This is a genomic window from Flavobacterium sp. UW10123 (genome assembly GCF_040538975.1).
Taxonomy (GTDB): Bacteria; Bacteroidota; Bacteroidia; order Flavobacteriales; family Flavobacteriaceae; genus Flavobacterium.
Map to the genome: position 1 here is coordinate 1 of NZ_JBEWQE010000013.1, position 21,857 is coordinate 21,857.

Here is a 21,857-nt window from a genome sequence, read left to right on the forward strand (position 1 = left end):
ATTTGACAAGAAATATCCATCTGGATTAAACTCAGACATATCTTTGTAAGTTGAATCAAAAGGAATCTAGCCAGCTGAGCTACATCGGCCTATTTTGCGAGTGCAAAGATATAAATGTTTTTTAATATTCCAAAAAAAATTTCACACCTCTCTCTATAATTAAAAAACCACCACATTTCTGTGATGGTTTCCGTTTTTTTTGAGCCGATAGAGGGACTCGAACCCACGACCTGCTGATTACAAATCAGCTGCTCTAGCCAGCTGAGCTACATCGGCCTCATTACGGGTGCAAATATAAAGCGGTTTTTCAATTTCCCAAAATATTTTTGCACTTTTTTACGCTTTTTTTTGCTTATAATGCGTTGATTTTTTCAATCAATTGATTAGCAGCTTGTTCTAATTCAACATTAATTTGTTTGAAGTGTGCTTTTTTATTTTCAACGTTTTTAGCGTTCACTTTTGTGATCAAAGTATCAAATGCTGCAATAGCTTCATCAACCAAAGCATTCGTTTCTGGAGTTGGATTTCCTGTTGTTGACATCTCAAACAAGTAAACCGCCTCAATAATATCACCTAATACGAAGTTGATGTCTTTCTTTAAATTCTTAACGTTTGCCATTTTCTTTTTATTTTAATTTGCGTCTGCAAAAATACATATTATCTTTAAATTTAATGCTAAGAAATGTAAATTTCTAAAATTGAAGCTTTTCCGCTCAAGTTAAATGCATTTATTGCAGCTGGAACTAAAACAGTATCTCCTTTTTTGTAAGCCTGTTTGAATCCATCATATTCAATTTCAAAATCACCCTCGATACACATATATACTGTAAATGTTTCTCCGTTTTTAGCAACTTCCAATTTATTTTCTAACGGAAGGAAATTGGTTGTGAAATAAGGACAATCGACAACTGTATTCGAATTATTAACTTTAGTCTCGTATTTTTTCTGCGTATCTACTTTATTATAGTTAATTGCATCCAATGCAAGATCTACGTGCAATTCTCTTTTGTTTCCTTGTGCATCTACACGGTCAAAATCATATAATCTATACGTAATATCAGATGTCTGCTGAATTTCTGCAACTACCAATCCAGCTCCAATTGCATGAACTGTTCCGGTTTCTAAGAAGAACACATCTCCAGATTTTGCTTTCACATCATCTAAAATGGAAACCAAAGTATTATCGTGTAAATGTTTCAAATATTCTTCTTTACTAGAATCTTCTTTAAAACCAACAATAATCCTAGCATCAGCATCTGCTTGCATTACATACCACATTTCTGTTTTACCAAATGAATTGTGACGCTCTTTTGCCAATTTATCATTTGGATGCACCTGAATAGAAAGATCTTCTCTTGCATCTAAATATTTAAAAAGAAGCGGAAATTGTTTTCCAAATCTCTCATAAACTTTAGTTCCTAAAATAGCGTCTGGTGTTTCATCTATTAAATCCATTAAAGATTTTCCTTTTAAAACTCCATTTGTAACCACACTTACATCTCCTTGTACAGTAGATAATTCCCAACTTTCACCCGTAATTTTAGAAACGATTGGTTTGTTTAGAATAGTTTTTAGTTTTTCTCCTCCCCAGATTCTTTCTTTCAAAATGGGTTCAAATTGCAATGGGTATAAATTTTGACTCATGTTTTTTAGGCTAATATATTTGTTTAATTAATTCTATTCTAATACTATTTTGGTAATCTATGATACTAATTCCTTTACAGCTTCTAACGCTTTCGGTATATGTTTAGCTGCATTTGCGCTATCAAATATCGAAATCACCAGTCCATTTTTATCAATTATATAGGTAATGCGTCCTGGAAGAAGCCCAAATAAAATATTACGGACACCAAAAAGTTTTCTTAATCTTTTATCCTGATCAGAAAGCAAAATAAAAGGCAATTTATGTTTAGCGGCAAATTTATGATGTGACTTTACACTATCGCTACTAACACCAATTACCTCAGCTCCCAAATCTTTAAAATCTTCGTATTGATCCCGAAAACTGCAAGCTTCGGTTGTACATCCTGGCGTATTATCTTTTGGGTAAAAATAAATCACCAGCGGCTTTCTTCCTAAAACGCTTTGGCTTTCAAAAAGTTCACCATTGTTGTCTTTCGCAGTAAAATTCGGAACTATATCTCCTATTTTTAATGACATTTTTTATTCTCCTTTATAAGTTACAAAATTTCGTTCCGTTTCGTTCAGCACAACTTCAAGATCAAAGTCGGCATGAATTCGTTGTCTAATTTTATTCCATATCACAACAGCTATATTCTCTGCGGTCGGATTCAAATCTGCAAATTCTGGAACGTCCAGATTGAGATTTTTGTGATCAAACGGAATTTCTACTTCTTCTCGTATAATATCCGCTAATACTTTCACATCGAGAACAAAACCAGTTTCGGGGTCAATTTTTCCTGTAACACTTACTGTTAAACCATAATTATGACCATGAAAGTTAGGATTGTTGCATTTTCCAAAAACAGCATCGTTTTTTTCAAATGACCAATCTTTTCGATGCAGTCGATGTGCAGCATTAAAATGTGCTTTTCTTGATATGGTTACTCTCATTTATGCTTCTGGTTAGTTTTGGCTATAATTTATGGTCTTCGAGATAATGATCAAATTCATCAAAAATTATCTTAAACCATACGGTATAAATTTCGGGCTGTTTTTCAATATCTGCTTTAACATCTTCAATACTCATCCATTTCCAGTCTTCTACTTCATCTGGATTTATGTTTGGTTCTTCATTATAATAACCAATCATAACATGATCCAATTCGTGTTCTGTTAAGCCGTTGTCAAAAGGCGCTTTATAGATAAAATGAAATAACTCTTTCAATTCAGCTTTAAAACCCATTTCTTCAAACAATCTTCGGCTTCCTGCCTCAATATTGCTTTCGCCTTCTCTCTGATGACTGCAACAAGTGTTTGTCCAAAGCAAAGGAGAATGGTATTTATGATGAGCACGCTGTTGCAGCATAATTTCGTTTTTACTATTTAAAATAAAAACCGAAAAGGCACGGTGCAAAAGCGCTTTTTCATGTGCTTCTAATTTTGGCATTAAGCCAATCTGTTCATCGTTCTGATTAACTAGTATTACGTTTTCTTCTGTCATAAGGCTTCTTAAGCAAACAAAAATACGAAAAAAGAAATGGCTTAAAAATGCTTATTAAGTTTGTCAAAAGTTAAGCTTTTGACTCAATTTCTATTTTACTGATTTCCAATATTATAATTTAACGCTAAAATTTAAAAGCTGTTAAAATTAAGACATAAAAACTACATTGTCTTATTTTACGTAACTAATAAAAAGTTAAAACACACTTAAAAAAATCTCAATAATAATACTCTCTGTATTTTAAAGCTAATTCTAAGCGTATCTTTGATATACAGATTAATGCACCCAAGAACTTATGAAATCTAAAAATTTAATTTTCAGTCTTTGCTTTTTACTTCCGCTGTTTATTTTGCAAGCTTGCGGACAAAACACAAAAAAACAACCCGCAAAAACGACAGCTATGGAAAATAAAATCAGCAAGCCCGGAAATCCATATTATTCAAATACCGACACGACGAAACTAAATGTAAGCAATGCCGAATGGAAAAAGGTTTTACCTGAGGATGTTTATGCTGTAATGCGCGAAGCTGACACCGAAAGACCTTTTACAGGAAAGTATTGGAATACTGACGAAAAAGGAACTTATTACTGCGCTTCTTGTGGCAACTTGCTTTTTAGATCTACAGCTAAATTTTCAAGCAGCTGCGGATGGCCAAGTTTCTTTGAACAGGAAAACAAAAAAAGCATTGTTTTTAAAGAAGATAATTCTCTTGGAATGGAAAGAACCGAGACTCTTTGCGGACGTTGCGGCGGACATTTAGGACATATTTTTGACGATGGTCCTGCTCCTACCGGAAAACGCTACTGCATGAATTCGATTGCTCTTGATTTTATTCCCGACAACAAATAATCTACAAATGAAAAATATACTTTTAATATGTCTTTTTGCGCTTTCGCTAAATGGCATTTCACAAAATAAAAAAGCTAATCTAGAAACTATCACTCTTGGTGGAGGATGTTACTGGTGCGTTGAAGCCGTTTACGAAAATCTAGACGGAGTAAAATCAGTTGTTTCTGGATTTTCTGGCGGAAAAGTCGCAAATCCAACTTACGAAGAAGTTTGCACAGGAGAAACAGGGCATGCAGAAGTGGTACAGATTACTTATGACAAAAATGTAACTGATATTAACGAAATCTTCAAGGTATTTTTTACCGTTCACGATCCCACAACTTTAAATCGCCAGGGAGCAGATGTGGGAACGCAATATCGTTCTGTTATTTTCTATAAAAATGACGAACAGAAAAAAGCCGCCCAAAGCATTATTACTGAATTGAATAAAGCGAAGGTTTACAGCAGTCCAATTGTGACAAAAGTTGAGCCTTTTAAAGTTTTTTATAAAGCCGAAGATTATCATCAGAACTATTATTCCAACAATAAAAATCAGCCGTATTGTAAAATGGTGATTCAGCCTAAAATAGAAAAGTTTGAAAAGGTTTTTAAAGACAAACTCAAAAAGAAATAAATAACAATAATTGGTATTCTAAAGCTTCAGGAGAAGCGAAATATTTATAGAAGAATGTTTCTACCCTACAAAGCTCCAGAGGAGCGACATATATTAGGTTATAAAAATATATGTCGCTCCTCTGGAGCTTTTTTTATTTGTTCTTATAAAATTCTATAAATATTTCACCCCGCTGGGGTTTATTGATAGAATAATATTAAAAATACCCTATTAACCAACGAAGGCTGATTTCAAAAAGGCAACTTTTTTATTTTACAAACCCTTGTAAACACTGGAGTTTTCTTTTAATAGAAAAATATTTTACTTTTTTTTCATTTTTTTGTCCAATCCTGAAAGTTCGATTGTTATTAGGGTATAAACAATTAAAATATATATATCATGGAAACTAGACTTAATTTATTCGAACAAGGTCAAAAAGCAGTTAGCACATTATTTGGAATCAGCGGTTACTTGAAAAAAGGTTCAATCGAAGCATCTCTTATGGAATTAATAAATTTCAGAATCTCACAAATCAACAACTGCGGTTATTGTTTAGACATGCATTCAAAAGAAGCTTTAGCTGCTGGAGAAACAACACAGCGTTTATTCGGATTAAGTGTTTGGAGAGAAGCTCCTTATTATACAAAAAGAGAAAGAGTTGCTCTTGCTTTGGCAGAAGCAGTAAATGCCTGCGATGTTCCAGACGAAATTTACGAAATAGCAAAAGCTGAATTTACAGAACAAGAATTAATCGATCTTACACTTGCCGTTGCCGCGATTAATGCTTGGAATCGTCTTAATATTACTTTTGCAAACGTACCAGGAACTTACAGAGTTGGGCAGTTTGGATAAATAATAATTGGTTCTTATTTTCTAAAAACAATTAACTTTATATAACTTAAAGCAGATTATTCAATTATAAAAACATAAAAAAATGAATGAGTTTTTATTGATTTTCAGAAGAGATTTTAAAACAAAAGAAGCACAGCCTTCTCCAGAAGAATACCAACAGCACCTGCAGCAATGGCAAAACTGGTTTGGAAGCCTTGCCGCTCAAGATAAACTGGCTAGACCTTTACAACGTTGGGACGGACAAGGAAAACTAGTCAATTCCAAAGGAGTAACTGATGGTCCATTTGTTGAAATTAAAGAATCAATCGGCGGCTTAATAATCATTAAAGCCAAAGATTATGACGAGGCAGCCGAAATTGCACAAGGATGTCCAGTTTTAAATTTTGGCGGAAATGTCGAAATTAGAATGGGTGTTTAATAAACCAACTGAAATAAAAATGCCTTTGTATCTTTACGAAGGCATTTTTCCTTAAAATATGGAGCACAAAGAACTTTTACCCAATTTATTTAGAACCGAATATCAAAAAATAGTTTCAGTTCTCTGCAGCTTATTCGGAATTCAGCATATTGAAATTGCAGAAGATATTGTAAGCGATACTTTTTTGACCGCTTCAGAAACTTGGGCTATAAAAGGAATCCCGGAAAATCCTTCAGCTTGGCTTTATACCGTTGCCAAAAACAAAACCAAAAACTACCTGAAAAGAAATAATGTTTTTGAAACCAAAATTGTTACCGAAATAAAACACAATACACCATTAAACAATCCCGAAATAGATATTGATTTATCGGATCAAAATATTGTTGACAGTCAGCTGGCGATGATTTTTACGGTTTGCAATCCTTGCAATTCTGAAGAAGCTCAAATTGCATTAGCCTTAAATTTGTTGTGCGGTTTTGGAGTAAATGAAATCTCAGATGCTTTTTTATCTAACAGAGAAGTTATTTACAAAAGAATTAATCGCGCCAAAGAAAAACTGAAGGAAGAAAATATCAAAATTCAGAATCCCAGCAATTCTGAAATAAAAGACAGAATTCAAACCGTTCTCAAAACAATTTATCTGCTTTATTCTGAAGGCTACTACTCTATTTCGCAAAATACTACTTTAAGAAAGGACCTTTGTACCGAAGCGATGCGATTGACTTATTTATTGATTCAAAACCAAAGCACAAATCTGCCTCAAACCAATGCTTTAATGGCTTTAATGTGTTTTCATTCTTCAAGGTTTGATGCCCGAACGGGTTTAAATGGTGAAATTATTTTATATGAAGATCAAGATCAATCACTTTGGAATCAGGAATTAATTGACAGAGGAACTTATTTTTTAAGCCAATCTTCAACAGGAAACACACTTTCAAAATATCACCTAGAAGCCGGAATTGCTTATTGGCACACCATTAAAACAGAAACTATCGAAAAATGGGAAAATATTCTGGAACTCTATAACAATCTGATCATTTTAGAATATTCGCCAATTGCGGCTTTAAATAGAACGTATGCTTTGTCTAAAGTAAACGGAAAAGAAGAGGCAATCAAAGAAGCTGAAAAACTGAATTTAACCGATAATCACTTTTATTATTCTTTAATCGGAAATCTGTATTCTGAAATTGATGCAAAAAAGGCATTAAAACATTTTGAAACCGCATTTGGTTTGGCTAAAACTACAGCAGATAAAAACATAATTAGCAAAAATATCGAACAGTTGAAATTGAAAACAAATTAGCTTTGACATAAAACAAAAAAGGGAAAATGAACAGATCATTTCCCCTTTTTTATACCGATTGCACAAGGCTATTGTTTAGCTACTTTCTTAAATCTCATCACTGGAATATCACCCTGAATTAAATTTAATTTTCCATCTTTATCAATAGAATAGCTTGTAATTTGTCTAATTTGTTTTAGAAATACTTGCTCACCTCCACCTTCACAAAACATCATTGTAGTTGGCCCTTCTTCTCCAAAAGTCAAAGACTTTCCTTTTAAAGTATAGGAAGCGCTGTAACCGTTACAACCATTATTTCCATAAACTTTTGTTTCTTTCTCATCAAAAGTAAGCTGTGGTTTTTTGTTCGGATATAATCCTTGAAAAGCAATTCTTGGTCCTGAGATATACTCCAACTCCCAAGTTGTGCCAAATAGATCGCCTCCAGTAGAAGCAGATTTTGACGCTGTACATGAAGCAAATAATAAGACTAAAACTGAAAGGACTGCAAATGTGTATTTTTTCATAAAAGTGGATTTTAAAGATTTATAATTTGTTTTTGAAGTTTAAAATTATTCTATAAAAATTCTTTTCTCAATATTCGTGCCCACTTACAGGTTTATCTAAGTTTTATTTTTAGCATAAACCGTAATTTTCTGTCTCTAAGTTACTACAATTTATTTAAAGTTTTATGGCTCAAATGTTTAAAATAAAACAAGCGACATTATTTTTTTTGTAATTTGCATCGATCAAAAAACCTAAAATCATCAATAAAAAACCAAAAAATGAAACAATTTCTCTTCTTGTTTGTATTTGCATTAACAGCACCATTTGCTCATTCGCAAGAAAACCTTCCAACAGATTATCTAACAAAAGAATTTCATCAAGGGCGTCGCGAAGCATTTAGAGCTTTGATGCCTGCTAATTCAGTTGCCGTTGTTTTTTCTTATCCAGAAAGAGTCTTTTCGAGAGATGTTGACTATAATTATCATGCAAATCCTGACATGTATTATTTATCGGGATACAAAGAACCAGATGCAGTATTATTAATTTTTAAAGAAGCACAAGGAACGGAAAAGTACAATGAAGTACTTTTTGTTAGAGAAAGAAATGCGGCGTATGAAATGTGGACTGGAAGACGTCTAGGAATTGAAGGCGCAAAATCGAAACTAGGTTTTACAACCGTTTATAACGGAAAAGATTTTAATGGGTTTACCATTGATTTTGCAAAATTCGATAAAGTTATTTATGATAAAATCCCAACAGATGTAGCAGAAAACAATAATCCTGACAATTTATATGCATTATTAAAATCATTTAAATCTAAAGCTGGAATTACGCAAGCAAATGAAACCTCAACCAATTTATTCAATAATATTACCAGTTCTCTTCGTGAAATAAAAACTCCTGAAGAACTTGTTTTGATGCGCAAAACAGTAAAACTTTCTTGCGTTGCGCACAACGAAGTTATGAAAGCTGTCGGTCCAGATATGAGCGAAAATGAAGCCGACGGAATTCATGCGTACATTCATAAACATTATGGCGCAGAAGGTGAAGGCTACGGACCAATTGTAGGTGCTGGAGCAAACGGATGTATCTTGCACTATTGGGAAAACAACGCCACAAAAATTGATAACCAATTATTATTAATGGATGTTGGTTCTGAGTATCATGGTTATTCTGCAGATGTTACTAGGACAATTCCGGCAAACGGAAAATTTACTGAGGAACAAAAAGCGATTTATCAAATTGTTTACGATGCTCAAGAAGCTGTTTTTAAAATATGTAAAGAAGGAACTCCTCTAGTTGCTCTAAATGAAACCGCCAAAGATGTTATAGCAAAAGGTTTGATCAAATTGGGAATTATTACAGATCCAAAAGATGTAAAATTATATTATCCTCACAGCTGTTCACACTTTCTTGGTTTAGATGTTCATGATAAAGGAACTTACAATGGCCCGCAAACTCTTATAAAAGAAAACATGATTCTTACTGTAGAGCCTGGAATTTATATTCCCGCAAACAGTAAATGCGATAAAAAATGGTGGAACATCGGCGTTCGTATTGAAGACGATATCTTGATGTTAAAAGATTCTTACGAAAATCTGTCCGCAGATTCTCCAAGAAAATGGCAGGACATAGAAGCTTTGGCTAAACAGAAAAGCACTTTTAATGATATGAAACTTCCTAAAATTTAATTTTTATTCTTAAGCCACTCCGATAGCTATCGGGAGTGGCCAAGAAAAAAATAAATCAAAGCCTCAATTATTTTGAGGCTTTTTCTTTTGATTTTTCCCGAACTTTACATTCTTAAATCAATTAAAAATGAAAGCACTTACCTTCTCTACTTTCGGAGATTCAAATGTTTTAGAATATATAGAAATCCCTAATCCGCAATTAAAAAAAGAGGAAATTTTAGTCGAGATGAAAGCCATCGGATTAAATTTTGCTGATGTTTACCGCCGAAAAGGGAATTATCATTTAAAAGGAAACCCGCCCTTTATTGCCGGTTATGAAGGCGCAGGAATTGTAATCGATGCCAACAATCATCCTGAATATAAAATTGGAGATCGTGTGGCTTTTGCCGATGCTCCGTTTGCCAATGCAGAATTGGTTGCCGTAAATGTAAATCACATCATTCCATTGTCTGAAAATATTTCTTTTGAAACCGCAGCTTCTGTCTTACTTCAAGGCTTAACAGCTCATTATCTTGCAACAGACAGTCACAAAACGGCAAAAGAAGAAACTGTTTTAATACATGCGGTTGCTGGCGGAGTTGGACAGATTTTAACCCAGATCAGCAAACTTCTTGGCGCAACTGTTATTGGCTTAACCTCATCTGCAGAAAAAGCAAAAATCGGATTTGAACAAGGTGCAGATCATGTTTTTCTTTATAATGAAGACTGGAAATCACAAGTTTTCAAAGTTGTTTCAAATGGAGTAGACGCTGTTTATGACAGTATCGGAAGTACTTTAATGGAAAGTTTTGAAGTCACTAAAGAATGCGGGCAAGTTGTTTTCTTTGGAATGGCGGGCGGCGATCCAGCACCTGTAGATCCGAGAATGCTTATGGATGGTTCTAAAACTTTAACGGGTGGCGATTTATGGAGTTATTTAAACTCTAAGGAAGAAAGAACCAAAAGAGCAACTCAGTTATTCGATTGGATTATCGAAGGAAAAATCAAACTTTCTGAACCAACATCTTTCAAATTATCTGAAGGAAAACTGGCACACGATTTCTTAGAAAGCAGAAAAAGTACAGGGAAAATTATTTTGATTCCTTAATTTTTTTCGCCACGAATTCACAAATTTTATTTTTAAAATCTATGCGTAAAGTTTTTAAATAAATTCGTGAATTCGTGGCTATCAATTATAGCTGAGTAACTTCAATTTTAGTTCGGTCAGACAGCTCTAAAATCCTTTCTACTTCATCTTTGTTTACCACAAAAAACAAATAGCTGTCTCCATAGGTTTCATAAGTCAATAGCTCGAGATTTGATTTTTCCAATTCCGATTGAATGTACGGAAACAGATCATGACTATAGGTTTCTTCTGGATAATCAAATTTGAAATCTTCGCCAAGCATCTCCGAAATAAAATATTCTGCGTCTTCTGGATCAAATTTCCAATCGCTATGCCAAGTATTTATTTCGTCAAAAAAACTAAAATGATCTTCTGTCGTTTCATAATACGTTTTAGTTTCGGCATTGAAACTTTCAAAAAGCTTCTCTGAATATTTTTTTACATCATCTTCCTCGATATTATTTCTCGAAACTAATTTGACAAATTCTTCAAAATCCTCCACAGCTGCTTTGTCATCTAGCAGCAGATTTTCTGAAGACGGAAGCTCAATATCCGCAGGAATTTCAACATTAAAATATTGGCATATAGCTTGTAAAACTTTTTTAAAATCTTTAACCCCTATTTCCTGAGTTTCATTTTGAGGATTCTTAAAATCAAGATATTCTGAATCTAGCAAACCTTTTACATAATCAGAAAAATGATTGCTAGAATACAACATTCTAAAATCGTTTATTTCTAAACTATTGGTGCAGCAAAAGAAAATCATGAAATTATTAATCACACTTGTAAAGTGCTTTTTCATTTCCTGACTTGGTCGCGAATAAAACTGAATATGAATAAAATCATACTGTAAATCGTCCTGCATTGCTTCTTCTGACAGGCCACCAATATTCAGTTTTTTATAAAGTTCGTTCAGAACTTCATACGCATTATTGAATCCGGCTTTTTTAACTTCTGCCCTTCCTTCTTCGTGATCTAGCGATGAAGGAACAGAATACAAATTTACAGTAACCGTGTCATGAATTCCTTTTACTTTAAATTCTATACTATTCGATTCATGATGCAAATGACTATAAATTGAATCAATAACATCAAAAGAAATGATTGATTTCGGATCGTTGTTTCTATTAAATAAATTGGAGAAAAAGCCCATGGGAAATATTTTACATTAAAAAATTAATCGTTTGAATATTTAAAACTCTGATTCATTTTATCAAAAGGAATTACTTCATTGACAATAGATTCTAATTCGAAATCTGTCAATAACCCTCTCGCCGATTCTACTATTTTAGGCGAGACATGTATTTCATAATCAATGATTTCTCGTTTTAAAATATCCGACAGAATATTGTTTTGCTGCTCCGTCAAATACTTTTTATGCGATTTAAAAACCGATTCGATATCATTTCTAAATTCCTCGTCAGTAAGTTCATTGTAGACATCTTGTTTTGACATATCAATCAATAAAACTTTGAAGATAAAATCCTGAAGGTTTTTTGCCAGATAATTGACTTCGTTTGAATCGTGCCACACAAAAACAATTGGCACATCGCCATTGTTTTCTTCGTTTAAAAAGAAACAATAATGATCACCTCCGCCACTTTTAGCAAACGGAATAAATTTAAATTCTGGATTGATATTTCGATAATCCTCTGGATCTCTGAGTTCTTCTATTTCTTCGGCAACCGATTTCAAATTCAATGATTCAAAATCATACGAATGCAAAAGCAAAGGCGGATTATCTTTTAAGGTTGGATAAACTTCCGTGTACCAATTTGGACCATATTCTCCGACGTCTAACATTCCGTCAGCGTCTAATTGCTTGTATAAAAGCGGAAAATTGAATCCGTATTTTTCTTCTATTTCTTGTATTGTCATCTTTGGGGCAAATTCTATTACAATCAAACCACTAAGATAACAATCTTTTTACTACACCAAAAAACCTGAGGTCAATTATTTCAAGGATTCCGCAATCATCAAGGCACATTTTTCGCCATCAATTGCTGCAGAAATAATTCCGCCAGCATAGCCTGCACCTTCTCCGCAAGGATATAAACCTTTGATTTGCAAATGCTCTAATGTCATAGGATCTCTCGGAATTCTAACTGGCGACGAAGTTCTACTTTCTGGCGCATGCAAAATAGCTTCGTTAGTTAAATAACCACGCATTGATTTTCCAAAATCCTGAAATCCTTGACGCATAATCTGAGTCAAAAATCCTGGAAAAACTTGTCCTAATTCAACTGAAGTTGTTCCTGGAACATAAGATGTTTTCGGAATATCTGCTGAAACTTTACTCTTAGTAAAATCAATCATTCTTTGAGCTGGAACTTTTTGGGTTTCTCCAGCCAAATGCCAAGCTTTTTGTTCGATACTTTTTTGAAATTCCATTCCAGCCAAAGCCCCAAATTTTGCAAAAGGCTTAAAATCTTCCAATTTTAATTCGACTACAATTCCAGAATTTGCTGTTGACTGATCACGTTTAGATGGTGACCATCCGTTTGTAACCACTTCTCCCGGACTTGTCGCACAAGGCGCAATTACACCTCCTGGACACATACAGAATGAATACATTCCTCGGCCGTTAACTTGTTTTACGATAGAATATGGCGCTGGAGGCAAATGTTCTCCACGGAAATCACAGCTGTATTGAATGCTGTCGATTAATTCCTGAGAATGCTCTGCACGAACTCCCAAAGCAAAAGGTTTTGCTTCTATTAAAATTTTCTTTTTATCTAATAATTCAAAAATATCACGAGCCGAATGTCCCGTTGCTAAGATTAATTTATTGGCATGAATTTTATCTCCGTTTTGAGTTACGATACCTTCAACTTCATTATTCTTTACCAAGATATCAGCTACACGAGTTTCAAATAAAACCTGACCACCAAATTCCCTGATTTTATTTCTAATATCTTCAATGATTTTCGGCAATTTATTCGTGCCAATATGCGGATGCGCTTCTACCAAAATATCTTCAGAAGCTCCAAAAGCCACTAAAAGTTCTAGAATTCTGGTTACGTCGCCACGTTTTTTAGAACGGGTATATAATTTTCCATCCGAATAGGTTCCTGCTCCACCTTCTCCAAAACAGTAATTAGAATCCTCGTTTACGATATGCTCGCGGTTTATCGCTTTCAAGTCACGACGACGGCCTCGAACGTCTTTTCCGCGTTCTAAAACAATTGGTTTTAAACCCAATTCAATTAATTGTAATGCTGCGAAAAGTCCAGCCGGACCTGCTCCAACAACAATTACTTCTTGTGCACTGGACACATCCTTATATATAGGAAGTTCAAGTTTCGTTTCCTGAAAAGGTTCACCTTTTAAATAAATAAGAACTTTCAAATTAATTTTAATCGCTTTCTGACGTGCATCAATAGAGCGCTTTAAAATTGAAACATGCTGAATTTCCTGAGCAGAAACTTTAATCTGCTTAGACAAATAGTCTTTTAGCAATAATTCGTTTGCAGCAATTTCGGGTGTAACTTGAAGTAAAAGTTCTTTAGGCATTTTTGTATATTTATTCTATTCGCTTTTCTTTCTATGAAAAGAACATGCAAAAGTACTATTTTGAAATGAGATTTTATCTTTGCTTTAAAATTTCACGCAGATTCACACAGATATAAGCAGATTTATATTTTTTTTAGCCACAGATTATTTAGATTAAAAAGATTTCTTGAAGAACAGTTTTAAAAAAACTTAAAATCTTAGCATCTCAGAATCTTAGAACCTTAATAAAGACTTTGTACCTTTGTATCTGTCAACCTTTGCACCTATAAAACAATGTCACGAAAAATAAAACTAATTTGGGATTTCCGCGGACCTGCATCAGCTAAAACTGCTGAACACCACGAAATTCATTTAAAAGAATATATCGCAATAGAAAAATTGCCTCTAAATATTACAGGATTTAAAATCATAGACGAAATGTACGCCATAGCTTTTATGGTAGTAACTGACGAGAATATGATTCAAGTAAGAGATGCTTTGAAACCGCACCGAGGAGAAATTTATTCAGAGTAAGATGTAAAATAAAAAAAGTGAGATGTTTGTGTATCAAAAAACACATTTCACATCTCACTTTTACCTTATACCTAATTAGCTACTTCGCTGATAAACTTAATACGCATTAAACGCAATTCGTCAATATCGTAATCGCCATCAAATTCTTTTAGCGCATCTTCGATTTTATCAGATTCAGATTCCATGAAGTAATCGTGAATTTCTTCCTGCTGATCGTCGTCTAAAATATCGTCTAACCAATATTTGATATTCAGCTTTGTTCCAGAATAAACGATTTGTTCCATTTCTTTGATTAGCGCATCCATCGAAAGTCCTTTCGCGGAAGCGATATCATTTAATGAAAGCTTTCTATCAATATTTTGGATAATATATAATTTGTTGGCAGAATTTACTCCTGTCGATTTTACAACTAAATCGTCTGGGCGAATAATATCGTTGTCCTCAACATATCTGCTGATTAAAGCAACAAATTCGCTTCCGTATTTTTTAGCTTTTCCTTCACCTACACCATGAATATTGTATAATTCTTGTATCGTAATCGGATATTTTAAAGCCATATCTTCGATTGAAGGATCTTGGAAAACTACGAATGGAGGAACTCCCAATTTCTTAGCCACTTTTTTACGAAGCTCACGAAGCATTCCAGTTAAAACTTCGTCTGCTGTTCCAGAAGATTTCCCCCCTGTCACAATAGTTTCATCATCGGCTTCGGTATATTCATGATCTTCAGACATCATAAATGAAACTGGCTTTTTAATAAAATCTAAACCAGCTTTGGTGATTTTGATCACACCATAAGTTTCAATGTCTTTAGACAAATAACCCGAAACTAGAACTTGTCTTAGTAATGCCATCCAATATTTTTCGTCATGGTCTGAACCAGAACCAAAATAAGGCTGCGTATCTGTTTTGTGCGCTTTAATTACAGCATTAATACGCCCAATTAAAGTAAACACAATTTCTTTTGATTTGTAGATATGTTTGGTATCGCGAACAATTTCAAGTAATTTAACCACTTGTTCTTTGGCTTCGACTTTATGTTTCGGGTTACGAACGTTGTCGTCCATATCAGCACCTTCGCCATTTTCGCTGTCGAATTCTTCACCAAAATAATGCAGCAAGAATTTTCTACGCGACATTGAGGTTTCGGCGTAAGCCACAACTTCCTGCAAAAGTGCGAAGCCAATTTCTTGTTCGGCAACCGGTTTTCCAGACATAAATTTCTCTAGCTTTTCTACATCCTTATAAGAGTAATAAGCTAGACAATGTCCTTCTCCTCCATCACGTCCTGCACGACCCGTTTCTTGATAATAACTTTCAAGTGATTTCGGAATATCATGGTGAATTACAAAACGAACGTCTGGTTTATCAATTCCCATTCCGAAAGCAATTGTTGCTACAACGACATCGACATCTTCCATCAAGAACATATCCTGATGTTTCGCCCGTGTTTTTGCATCTAAACCTGCGTGATAAGGAACAGCACTGATTCCGTTTACTTGTAAAACTTCGGCAATCGATTCTACTTTTTTACGGCTTAAGCAGTAAATAATTCCAGATTTGCCTTTATGCTGTTTGATAAATCGAATAATATCCGACTCGATGTTTTTTGTTTTGGTACGAACTTCATAATATAAGTTCGGTCTGTTGAACGATGCTTTAAAAGTATTGGCATCGGCCATATCAAGGTTTTTCAAGATATCTTCCTGAACCTTTGGTGTTGCGGTTGCGGTAAGTCCAATAATTGGCACTTTACCCAGCTGCTTAATTATATTTCGCAGATTTCTATACTCTGGTCTAAAATCATGCCCCCATTCTGAGATACAGTGTGCCTCATCAATGGCTACAAAAGAAATAGGCACACTTTGCAAAAAGGCAACATATTCTTCTTTTGTTAGTGATTCTGGGGCGACATACAAAAGTTTGGTCAATCCAGACGTAATATCTTTTTTGACCTGAGCAATTTCTGTTTTGGTTAGAGAGGAGTTTAATACATGTGCAATTCCATTTTCAGACGAAAGGCTTCGAATTGCATCAACCTGATTTTTCATCAAAGCAATTAAAGGAGAAACAACTATTGCTGTTCCTTCTTGAATTAAAGCTGGCAGTTGATAACAAAGAGACTTTCCACCACCAGTCGGCATTATTACGAATGTATTCTTCTCGTCTAAAATACTCGTAATGACTTGCTCTTGCAAGCCTTTAAATTGGCTAAAGCCGAAATACTTCTTTAATTCTTTATGTATTTCAATTTCATTTGAATTCATTCTCTATATTAATGGTATTTTGTATAAATTTGCAACACATAAAGATACAACTTTCTTTTATACATACAAATTTTAAATATTCTGTTTTGATCACAAAAGAAAATATATTGGCGATCGCCAAGAAAACAATACTCTCTGAAAGTGAAGCAATTACAAAACTAATTGATTTTTTGGACGAAAATTTTTACGAAGCTGTCCAACGCATATACGAATCTAAAGGCCGTCTAATCGTTACAGGAATTGGAAAAAGCGCGATCATTGCACAAAAAATGGTAGCTACTTTTAACTCAACTGGAACTCCTTCTATGTTTTTGCACGCAGCAGAAGCTATTCACGGTGATTTAGGAATGATACAAAATGATGATGTGATTATCTGCATTTCTAAAAGCGGAAATAGTCCAGAGATTAAAGTACTTGTTCCTTTATTAAAAAGATTTGGAAATACTTTAATTGCCATTACAGGAAACACAACTTCATTTTTGGCAAAAGGCTCTGATTTGGTTTTAAATACAACTGTTGACACAGAAGCCTGCCCTATCAATTTAGCTCCTACAAATAGCACAACAGCACAGCTTGTAATGGGTGATGCTTTAGCTGTTTGCCTAATGGAAATGCGTGATTTTAAACCAGAAGATTTTGCGGTTTATCATCCTGGAGGCGCTTTAGGAAAAAAACTATTGCTTCGTGTGAAAGACATGATTGAGCATTCATTAAAACCAGCTGTCACTCCAGAAACTTCTATCAAAAAAGCGATTTTTGAAATCTCTGAAAAAAGATTAGGTGTTACGGCAGTAATTGAAGACAATAAAATTGTTGGAATTATTACCGATGGAGACATCCGAAGAATGCTAAATGACGTAGATAGTATTGCGGACTTAACTGCAAAGGATATTATGTCAAAAAATCCAAAAGTAGTTTCGTCTGAAACTATGGCTGTTGATGCTTTAAACATTTTAGAAGACTTTTCGATTACACAATTGATCGTTGCGGATAACGGAGAATATAAAGGAGTTTTACATTTACATGACATTTTAAAAGAAGGAATCGTATAATGGCAAAGAAAAATCTTGGCGAAATGTCATTTTTAGATCATCTTGAAGAACTAAGATGGTTATTGGTTAGAAGTACACTTGCAACAATTATAATGGCAATTGTCACTTATTTTATTAGTGATTATTTATTTGATCAGATTATTTTAGGTCCGATTAGACCAACATTCTTTACGTATGTTTGGTTTTGCGACTTATCTCATTCATTAGGTTTTGCTGACAGCATCTGTATTACAGAACTGAATTTCATTATTCAAAATACTGAAATGGAAGGTCAGGTCAATATTTTTGTCTGGATGTGTCTTTTGGCAGGTTTCATTTTGAGTTTCCCTTATATTTTATGGGAAATCTGGAAGTTTATCAGCCCTGCACTTTATGAGAAAGAAAGAAAAAATGCGAAACTTTTCATCTTTGTTTCTTCATTGCTTTTCTTCTTGGGAGTATTGTTTGGATATTTTGTTGTAATTCCGATGTCGGTAAACTTCGTTGCAACATTCTCTATTAGTGATGTCGTAAAAAACCAATTCACTCTAGAATCTTATATGGGAATGGTTAAAACGAGTATTCTTGGAAGTGCGATCTTTTTTGAGCTTCCGATCGCTATTTATTTCTTAACCAAATTAGGATTAGTAACTCCTGAATTTTTAAGAAAGTATTGGAAATATGCCGTCGTAATTATTTTAATTATTGCCGCAATCGTAACGCCGCCAGATGTTGTGAGCCAGACTATTGTTGCAATTCCGATGTTGCTTATTTACGAGGTTAGTATTCTAATTTCGAAGATTGTTTATAAAAATAAATTAAAAGAAAATGTCTGATATAGTTCAAGAATTTAACGACTATCGTTCTAAAATGAACGAAAAACTGCTTGCTGACAACAACAAAATTGTAAAGCGAATTTTTAATCTTGACACCAATGCATATGCAGAAGGCGCTCTTGATGTAAAAACAAAAGAACTACTTGGTTTAGTTGCATCAACCGTTTTAAGATGTGACGACTGTGTAAAATACCATTTAGAAACTAGCTATAAAGAAGGTGTTTCTAAAGAAGAAATGATGGAAGCAATGGGAATTGCTACTCTTGTTGGAGGAACAATTGTAGTTCCTCATTTAAGAAGAGCTTACGAATTCTGGGAAGCACTGGAAGAGCAAGGCAAATAATTAGAGAATGTGTCAATTTGATAATTAGATAATTTCTCTGGAAATGTGCTAATTATTTAATTTTGAAATACAAATTCTAAGTTTTGAAAACGCAATAATTTGTTAATTGATTCATTCTATTGAATATTTTACACTTATTTTGCCTTTCAAATCAAATTATAAAATTGATTATGATTTAGTTTTTTTTTAAAATTATCTCATTTTCAAATTATCTAATTTTCACATTAAACAAATGAAGCTAAGAGCCGATAATTTAATCAAAACCTATAAAGGACGAAGTGTTGTAAAAGGAATTTCTGTTGAAGTAAATCAAGGAGAAATCGTGGGACTTTTGGGACCAAATGGAGCTGGAAAAACAACGTCTTTCTACATGATTGTAGGATTGGTAAAACCAAATCAAGGAAATATTTTTCTGGATGATTTAAACATTACCGATTATCCGATGTACAAACGTGCACAACAAGGAATTGGTTACTTGGCACAAGAAGCTTCTGTTTTTAGAAAATTAAGTATTGAAGATAATATCTTGAGCGTTTTACAATTAACTAAACTTTCTAAAGAAGCTCAAATTGCAAAAATGGAAAGCTTAATTGAAGAATTCAGTTTAGAACATATTCGCACCAACCGAGGCGATTTACTTTCAGGAGGTGAGCGTCGTCGTACAGAAATTGCTCGTGCATTGGCAACCGATCCAAAATTTATTTTATTGGATGAGCCTTTTGCAGGAGTTGACCCTGTTGCTGTTGAAGATATTCAGCGAATTGTAGCGCAATTAAAAAATAAAAACATCGGAATCTTAATTACCGATCACAACGTTCAAGAAACTCTAGCAATTACCGACAAAACATACTTAATGTTTGAAGGAGGAATTCTTAAAGCCGGAGTTCCAGAAGAATTGGTAGAAGACGAAATGGTGCGTCGTGTTTATCTTGGACAAAACTTCGAGCTTCGTAAAAAGAAACTGGAATTTTAAAAAAGTTATAATATTGAATGGTAAAAAGTAAATTGCTTTTTACCATTTTTTTTTAAATCTAAGATTCGTAAAAAAGTTACAAATGAAATCAGAAAAACCAACTCAGGAAGATTACGACAACTGGCATAAAGACCCAAAGAATTGGTATTTCTTCAATACCTGTTATTATAATCCCAAAGACAAAAGATTACTTCCTCCTAAAAAGATTCAATGGATGGGTTATACTATAAATTTTGCCAATCCTTATTCTGTAATGCTTCTTTTGCCTTTTATAATAATTGTTGTTTTAGTTTTATTGAAATAAATCTAAATTTTACCTTAAACTACTCAACAGTAATAAAATGCAATTGCTCTAAATCGCCGTTGTAAATATTAACATCAACGCGGTGTTTAATTCCTGGCAGAGAAGCTTTTTCTGTAAACTGCCAAAACAGCCAATCATCTTCGATTTTCTCTCTATAGAAATTATAATTGGCAATCCAAAACAAATAATCTCCGAATTCTTCTTTTAAAAAATCTGAATAATATCTTTCTCCCGAATAAATTATTGGACGAACTTGGTAATGTTTTTCTACTTTAACTAGCCAACGCTTTAATCCTTTTTTTAAACTGTCTAAAGATTGATTTTTAGGTAATTTCTCGATATCTAAAACTGGCGGAAGATCTCCTTTTTGCAATTTTACTGTTTTAATGAAAAGATCTGCCTGTTCAATAGAATTTTCGTTTGGACGATAATAATGATAAGCGCCACGCATGATTTTATTTTCTTTTGCGCCTTCCCAATTTCTTTTGAATTGTCTATCAACACGATCATTCCCTGCAGTTGCACGAATAAAAACAAATTGAACAGGATATTTTTCATCCAAGATTTCGACTTCTTCCCAATCTACTTTTCCTTGAAATTCAGAAACGTCAATTCCAATTACTTTTCCTTTATGATTTTCTAGAACTCGAATATTTCGCACATCAGAAAGATGTTTGTCCACTTCATTTTCATCTAAAACTTTTTCTGTTTTAAAACCTAAATAATAAGCAAGTCCTTTGCGATAATGATAAATTACTGCAATGAATAAAAGTCCGAAAAAAATCAATAAAAGTCCTCGAAAAAGTCTACTCAGAAAAGATCTTCCAGCTGGTTTTCTTGAATATGTTTTACGATAAGTCGTTTTTCTTGCCATTAAACAGAATTACTTTTTCAAAAAAAGATTATTAATGATCGACAGCAATACATAAAAAGCAATAATTAATGGAATTGCTATATACTGAAGGAAAACAATCATTAATACAGAAATAATCAAAAACACAATTTGAAGCGCATTTTCTTTCAAACTGAATTTTTTAATTTTTAAAGCAAACAACGGAATTTCAGCATTTAAAATATAAGCGCTACACAATGTTATCACTAATAAAACCCATTGATTAGTTAAAATCTCTAAAACCATCAAAGAATCTGAAAACGAAATAACCAAAGGAAGACTTAAAATAAATAATGCATTTGCTGGAGTTGGCAGTCCAATGAAAGAATCAGTCTGACGTGTATCAATATTAAAATTAGCCAAACGGTAGCAAGATCCTAAAGTGATGATAAATCCCAAGAATGGAATTGCTGGATGTGTGCCTAATTCATGTGCGCTGTTGGTAAACATACTATACATAACGTATCCAGGCGTTACACCACTTGTAACCATATCTGCTAAAGAGTCTAGCTGCAACCCTAGCGGACTTGAAACTTTAAATAATCTGGCAAAAAAACCATCGAAGAAATCAAAAAAGATTCCTAAGCAAACCATGTAAAAAGCCATTAAATAATTATTCTGAGAAACATAAACAATTGCGACACAACCGCAGAAAAGATTTATTAATGTAATTAGATTTGGAATATGCTTTTTAATGTTCATAGCTTAAAAATTTGATAATGGTAGAGAACAAATTTAGCATAATAACTCGATGAAAAACGAGT

General features: G+C 33.6%; 25 protein-coding genes and 1 tRNA gene. 13 read left to right on the forward strand and 13 right to left on the reverse strand.

The features are described from left to right. Positions 1 to 202: 202 nt before the first annotated feature. The 6 genes from ABXT06_RS15665 to idi all read right to left on the reverse strand — a co-directional run bounded on the left by ABXT06_RS15665 (position 203) and on the right by idi (position 3,124). Positions 203 to 276: transfer RNA gene (locus tag ABXT06_RS15665), tRNA-Thr, on the reverse strand. A 76-nt stretch (positions 277 to 352) separates the two neighbouring features. Then, on the reverse strand, positions 353 to 619 hold the full coding sequence (locus tag ABXT06_RS15670) for a hypothetical protein (RefSeq protein WP_111364281.1): 267 nt from the start codon (positions 617 to 619) through the stop codon (positions 353 to 355). 56 nt (positions 620 to 675) lie between these two features. Next, positions 676 to 1,644, reverse strand: a complete 969-nt coding sequence (locus tag ABXT06_RS15675) for a type I phosphomannose isomerase catalytic subunit (protein WP_354591591.1) — start codon at positions 1,642 to 1,644, stop codon at positions 676 to 678. Between the two features lie 57 nt (positions 1,645 to 1,701). After that, positions 1,702 to 2,160 (reverse strand): peroxiredoxin, encoded by a 459-nt coding sequence (locus ABXT06_RS15680; RefSeq protein WP_354591592.1) that lies wholly within the window; start codon positions 2,158 to 2,160, stop codon positions 1,702 to 1,704. 3 nt (positions 2,161 to 2,163) lie between these two features. Continuing rightward, on the reverse strand, positions 2,164 to 2,574 hold the full coding sequence (locus ABXT06_RS15685; RefSeq protein ID WP_066033610.1) for a 6-carboxytetrahydropterin synthase: 411 nt from the start codon (positions 2,572 to 2,574) through the stop codon (positions 2,164 to 2,166). Between the two features lie 22 nt (positions 2,575 to 2,596). Beyond that, the gene (gene idi / locus ABXT06_RS15690) at positions 2,597 to 3,124 is read right to left on the reverse strand and encodes an isopentenyl-diphosphate Delta-isomerase (protein ID WP_129749010.1); all 528 of its coding nucleotides are present in this window, start codon (positions 3,122 to 3,124) and stop codon (positions 2,597 to 2,599) included. A 295-nt stretch (positions 3,125 to 3,419) separates the two neighbouring features. On the opposite strand from idi, the gene msrB reads away from it, so the two are divergent. The 5 genes from msrB to ABXT06_RS15715 all read left to right on the forward strand — a co-directional run bounded on the left by msrB (position 3,420) and on the right by ABXT06_RS15715 (position 7,139). Then, positions 3,420 to 3,974, forward strand: a complete 555-nt coding sequence (gene msrB / locus ABXT06_RS15695; protein WP_354591593.1) for a peptide-methionine (R)-S-oxide reductase MsrB — start codon at positions 3,420 to 3,422, stop codon at positions 3,972 to 3,974. A 7-nt stretch (positions 3,975 to 3,981) separates the two neighbouring features. Further along, a complete protein-coding gene (gene msrA / locus ABXT06_RS15700) occupies positions 3,982 to 4,587 on the forward strand; it encodes a peptide-methionine (S)-S-oxide reductase MsrA (protein WP_354591594.1) in 606 nt (201 codons plus the stop codon). A gap of 378 nt (positions 4,588 to 4,965) precedes the next feature. After that, positions 4,966 to 5,418 carry a carboxymuconolactone decarboxylase family protein gene (locus ABXT06_RS15705; RefSeq protein ID WP_354591595.1) on the forward strand — a complete coding sequence of 151 codons (453 nt, stop codon included), beginning with the start codon at positions 4,966 to 4,968 and terminating at the stop codon, positions 5,416 to 5,418. An 82-nt stretch (positions 5,419 to 5,500) separates the two neighbouring features. Continuing rightward, on the forward strand, positions 5,501 to 5,836 hold the full coding sequence (locus ABXT06_RS15710; protein WP_111364290.1) for a YciI family protein: 336 nt from the start codon (positions 5,501 to 5,503) through the stop codon (positions 5,834 to 5,836). Positions 5,837 to 5,894: 58 nt separating this feature from the next. Then, entirely contained in the window at positions 5,895 to 7,139 is a 1,245-nt protein-coding gene (locus ABXT06_RS15715) for an RNA polymerase sigma factor (RefSeq protein WP_354591596.1), read from the forward strand. Positions 7,140 to 7,207: 68 nt separating this feature from the next. Here the strand turns inward: ABXT06_RS15715 and ABXT06_RS15720 are convergent, their stop codons facing one another. Continuing rightward, positions 7,208 to 7,645, reverse strand: a complete 438-nt coding sequence (locus ABXT06_RS15720; protein ID WP_354591597.1) for an META domain-containing protein — start codon at positions 7,643 to 7,645, stop codon at positions 7,208 to 7,210. Between the two features lie 258 nt (positions 7,646 to 7,903). On the opposite strand from ABXT06_RS15720, the gene ABXT06_RS15725 reads away from it, so the two are divergent. Together ABXT06_RS15725 and ABXT06_RS15730 are read left to right on the forward strand one after the other, a co-directional pair. Further along, positions 7,904 to 9,316: an aminopeptidase P N-terminal domain-containing protein gene (locus ABXT06_RS15725; RefSeq protein ID WP_354591598.1), complete on the forward strand. Its 1,413-nt coding sequence runs from the start codon at positions 7,904 to 7,906 to the stop codon at positions 9,314 to 9,316. 127 nt (positions 9,317 to 9,443) lie between these two features. After that, positions 9,444 to 10,403 (forward strand): quinone oxidoreductase family protein, encoded by a 960-nt coding sequence (locus ABXT06_RS15730; protein WP_354591599.1) that lies wholly within the window; start codon positions 9,444 to 9,446, stop codon positions 10,401 to 10,403. 85 nt (positions 10,404 to 10,488) lie between these two features. On the opposite strand, the gene ABXT06_RS15735 is transcribed toward ABXT06_RS15730, so the two are convergent. The 3 genes from ABXT06_RS15735 to ABXT06_RS15745 form a co-directional block, all read right to left on the reverse strand. Beyond that, complete coding sequence (locus ABXT06_RS15735) at positions 10,489 to 11,574, reverse strand: DUF6630 family protein (RefSeq protein WP_354591600.1); 1,086 nt, start codon at positions 11,572 to 11,574, stop codon at positions 10,489 to 10,491. A 23-nt stretch (positions 11,575 to 11,597) separates the two neighbouring features. Next, a complete protein-coding gene (locus tag ABXT06_RS15740) occupies positions 11,598 to 12,299 on the reverse strand; it encodes an SMI1/KNR4 family protein (RefSeq protein WP_354591601.1) in 702 nt (233 codons plus the stop codon). A 75-nt stretch (positions 12,300 to 12,374) separates the two neighbouring features. Continuing rightward, positions 12,375 to 13,934 carry an NAD(P)/FAD-dependent oxidoreductase gene (locus ABXT06_RS15745; RefSeq protein ID WP_354591602.1) on the reverse strand — a complete coding sequence of 520 codons (1,560 nt, stop codon included), beginning with the start codon at positions 13,932 to 13,934 and terminating at the stop codon, positions 12,375 to 12,377. A 273-nt stretch (positions 13,935 to 14,207) separates the two neighbouring features. Here ABXT06_RS15745 and ABXT06_RS15750 point away from each other — a divergent pair, with 273 nt between their 5' ends. Continuing rightward, complete coding sequence (locus ABXT06_RS15750) at positions 14,208 to 14,447, forward strand: hypothetical protein (RefSeq protein WP_354591603.1); 240 nt, start codon at positions 14,208 to 14,210, stop codon at positions 14,445 to 14,447. Between the two features lie 71 nt (positions 14,448 to 14,518). On the opposite strand, the gene recQ is transcribed toward ABXT06_RS15750, so the two are convergent. Continuing rightward, entirely contained in the window at positions 14,519 to 16,714 is a 2,196-nt protein-coding gene (recQ, locus tag ABXT06_RS15755) for a DNA helicase RecQ (protein ID WP_354591604.1), read from the reverse strand. Positions 16,715 to 16,800: 86 nt separating this feature from the next. Here recQ and ABXT06_RS15760 point away from each other — a divergent pair, with 86 nt between their 5' ends. From ABXT06_RS15760 to ABXT06_RS15780, 5 genes are all read left to right on the forward strand, one after another. Further along, entirely contained in the window at positions 16,801 to 17,766 is a 966-nt protein-coding gene (locus ABXT06_RS15760) for a KpsF/GutQ family sugar-phosphate isomerase (protein ID WP_162614784.1), read from the forward strand. Continuing rightward, on the forward strand, positions 17,766 to 18,581 hold the full coding sequence (tatC, locus tag ABXT06_RS15765) for a twin-arginine translocase subunit TatC (RefSeq protein WP_111379892.1): 816 nt from the start codon (positions 17,766 to 17,768) through the stop codon (positions 18,579 to 18,581). The genes ABXT06_RS15760 and tatC overlap by 1 nt, the downstream gene beginning before the upstream one ends. Next, the gene (locus ABXT06_RS15770; RefSeq protein ID WP_354591605.1) at positions 18,574 to 18,924 is read left to right on the forward strand and encodes a carboxymuconolactone decarboxylase family protein; all 351 of its coding nucleotides are present in this window, start codon (positions 18,574 to 18,576) and stop codon (positions 18,922 to 18,924) included. Before tatC ends, ABXT06_RS15770 begins: the two co-directional genes overlap by 8 nt. A 232-nt stretch (positions 18,925 to 19,156) precedes the next feature. After that, positions 19,157 to 19,897: an LPS export ABC transporter ATP-binding protein gene (gene lptB, locus ABXT06_RS15775; RefSeq protein WP_008464443.1), complete on the forward strand. Its 741-nt coding sequence runs from the start codon at positions 19,157 to 19,159 to the stop codon at positions 19,895 to 19,897. Positions 19,898 to 19,979: 82 nt separating this feature from the next. Beyond that, on the forward strand, positions 19,980 to 20,201 hold the full coding sequence (locus ABXT06_RS15780) for a DUF5808 domain-containing protein (RefSeq protein ID WP_260671372.1): 222 nt from the start codon (positions 19,980 to 19,982) through the stop codon (positions 20,199 to 20,201). A 19-nt stretch (positions 20,202 to 20,220) separates the two neighbouring features. Here the strand turns inward: ABXT06_RS15780 and ABXT06_RS15785 are convergent, their stop codons facing one another. Further along, positions 20,221 to 21,075, reverse strand: a complete 855-nt coding sequence (locus ABXT06_RS15785; RefSeq protein WP_354591606.1) for a glycoside hydrolase family 25 protein — start codon at positions 21,073 to 21,075, stop codon at positions 20,221 to 20,223. A 9-nt stretch (positions 21,076 to 21,084) separates the two neighbouring features. Then, positions 21,085 to 21,795: a CDP-alcohol phosphatidyltransferase family protein gene (locus ABXT06_RS15790; RefSeq protein WP_354591607.1), complete on the reverse strand. Its 711-nt coding sequence runs from the start codon at positions 21,793 to 21,795 to the stop codon at positions 21,085 to 21,087. Positions 21,796 to 21,857 lie beyond the last annotated feature (62 nt).